At 50.9% G+C, this 2,633-nt stretch carries 2 protein-coding genes; both read right to left on the reverse strand.

The features are described 5' to 3' along the window. Window positions 1-179: 179 nt before the first annotated feature. Window positions 180-788 (reverse strand): hypothetical protein, encoded by a 609-nt coding sequence (locus DZ54_RS0117000; RefSeq protein ID WP_025675398.1) that lies wholly within the window; start codon window positions 786-788, stop codon window positions 180-182. Continuing rightward, window positions 760-2,633, reverse strand: a 1,874-nt coding sequence (locus tag DZ54_RS0117005) for an RHS repeat-associated core domain-containing protein (RefSeq protein WP_037355215.1), incomplete at its 5' end; no start/stop codon positions are given. The genes DZ54_RS0117000 and DZ54_RS0117005, both read right to left, overlap by 29 nt.

Genomic DNA, 2,633 nt, shown 5'->3' on the forward strand with positions numbered 1-2,633 from the left:
CCTACTTGCGTCATGTGCTGACCGAGCTACCTCAGCGAGAAGAGGGGTGTGATGTCAGCGATCTCCTGCCCTATAACAAAGCGCCCATTCCATCACCAGGCGGGTAGAAATACCCGCTTACCCACTTCGAAGGACGGATAGAGGGTTATGTGGATTTTTGCTGAATCGGTGACACAAAACTATGAACATCCTCCAGAACTATGAGCACCCTCATCTATTACCACCCTGAAATTACCATTCTCAGCGGATTTCAGGAATCGCTGGCAAAGTAAGTAGTTATCACCAAAACAAATAATTCCAAAACCTAGATCTTGATGAGGATAAACCGCAACTCCCAATTCAGGATTTATCATAAAAAACACTTCGCCAAGTACACCACTATGCATCATCAACAATTTACAAATATCGATAAACTCATTTCTGTCGAAGTGTACAGTAACCTCTGAGGCTGGCAGATCAACATCACCATAAAGGTAGCTTTCGAAGGCATCGCTAACAGGGTTTAAATATCCCTCTTTCTTTGCTTTTTCATACTTCTCTCCGTAGAGGCTTAGAATGCTTTCGTCCGTTTCATTTTGATCGTCATAACCCAATGAAGATAATGCAAAAAAACCATCCCAGTGAGAATAGAAAAAATCATGAAATATTCTTAATGCCTCGTCAACAATTTGGGGAGAGTAACCTTTCTTTGTTTCAAAAAAACCAACCCAACCTTTAGATTGACTAAATCCAGAAAAATTGACATTCCCTAGTGGTATCTTATCTGTCGACCTTGATAACTTTTCCATCACTGACTCCTACTGTTATTTTCTTGGTCCGTTGTGGTTTCATTTTTCCTATACCTACTTTCCACTCACCCGCTTTATCTGAGTGCTGAGTTTTACTCTTACTCCATATCTCACCAGTATTAATATTTTTATAATTACCGCCATTTATTCGAGTAAAATCGGCTGGGTGAGACGACGGTGCTCTAACAAAGTCCCCCACATTGGCAGAATTGACTTTCTTTTTAGGATTATCTAAATGACTTGAACCAAAACAGCCTGAAGGCGCCAGCCCCAACGGATCCACCCACTCCAGTGGGTTGGCGACATAGGCCTGTGGCCTTAACCCGCCCGCAAACCCTATTGGGTCTGGGCTAAGATACTGGCCACTGTCTGCATCGTAATAACGGTTTACGTTATAGTAAAGGCCCGATTCTGGGTCTTCGAGTTGTCCTTGGTAGCGAAGGTCGCACTGTATACTGTCGTTGGCCGCTTCTTCGCGTCGTTGCCAGCGGCGTTGTGATTGCCCGTGGTAATGGCCCCACAGCGCTTGCTCTCCCCGCCAGACAATATCACCTTGCTCATTACACAGCTCTTGCGGTGTGCCCGCGTGGTCGGTCACGATGTAATGCAGCTCGCTGCCTTGCTCATGGTGAGTCACTTGCGCCATCGGGCGGAAGCTGCCGGGCTCGTAGAGGTATTCGGTTTGTTGCAACACCTGCCCATCAGCGGTGGCCTGTTGTTGCTGCACAATGTGCGCGCCGTCCCACAGGTAGTGAGTCTGCGTGTCGCTGTGCGCACATTCTTTGGCGATGCGTCGCCCAAAGGGGTCGTAGCGGTAGCGATACCGCGTGCCGTTGGGCAGTTCAATGTGGGTTAAGCGGTCATCCGCGTTCCAGCTAAACCGCGTCACCTGTGGCCGGTAGCCCGCTTTGTTCTCGGTCTTTTCAATCACGCGGCCGCAGGCATCATAGCGATAACGAAAACGGCCGGTTTCTAATACACGCCCGGCGCGGTCATGGCGGCGTTTTTGGCGCTGCACCCGCGCATCGGCCAGTGACACCACCTGTTGCTGCTGGCTGTATTCGGTCGCAAATCCCGTCTCATTGAGGTTCAGCTCGCTGTCGTAACCAAACAGGTGCACAAATCCCCCGTTAGGTTGCGAGGCTTTTTGCTGCCGTGCCCCAACCACTTGGCCATTGGGATTGAGGGTGAATCGGTGGCTACCGCGGTGGTTGTCATCTATCCCGGTGAGGCGGTCAAGGGCATCGTAGTGGTAACACCGCAACGGGTCTTGGTGTTGGCCCAGCCCTTGTTGTGTCAGTAGGCCTCGCTCACTCCATTGATGGGTTAAACGAAAACCTTGTTGGTTACCTCGCTGTTGCTCTTGCCCTTGTGGGGTATAGGCAAAATCAAGCGGCTGGTGAGCACCGATTTGAACCTGCGTCAGCTGATGATGGTGCCAGTCATACTGGCGCGCGGTTTCTGTGCCTTTGGCCTCTATACGGCGTCCCGCTTCATCGTACTGATAGGCCAGTGTGGTGCCATTAAGGGTTTCTTCCACCAATAACCCTGCCGGGCTATAGCGTAGCCCTACCCACGCGTCACCATTTTCGGCATAGGTCAGGCGGGAGGCCGCGTCGTATTCGTACCAGGTTTGCCCCGCTGGTGCGCCCAACGCGTCGAGGGTGTGGATGTGGCTAACCCGACCCCCTTGGTCGTAGTCGTATTGGTGTTGATAGCCATCAGGTTTGGTATGACGACTCAGCCGCCCTGCTACATCGTACTCGTACTGCTCGACGCGCTTATCATAGTGCTGTTGGCTAACTACACGCCCTTGTTTATCAAAGGTGTAGCGCCAGTCATGGC

Origin of the sequence: Salinivibrio socompensis S35 (assembly GCF_000513715.1) — a bacterium.
GTDB classification, from domain to species: domain Bacteria; phylum Pseudomonadota; class Gammaproteobacteria; order Enterobacterales; family Vibrionaceae; genus Salinivibrio; species Salinivibrio socompensis.

Excerpts from the sequence above, each read along its gene's own strand:
- DZ54_RS0117000 (WP_025675398.1), bottom strand. The coding sequence starts at position 788 with ATGGAAAAGTTATCAAGGTCGACAGATAAGATACCACTAGGGAATGTC.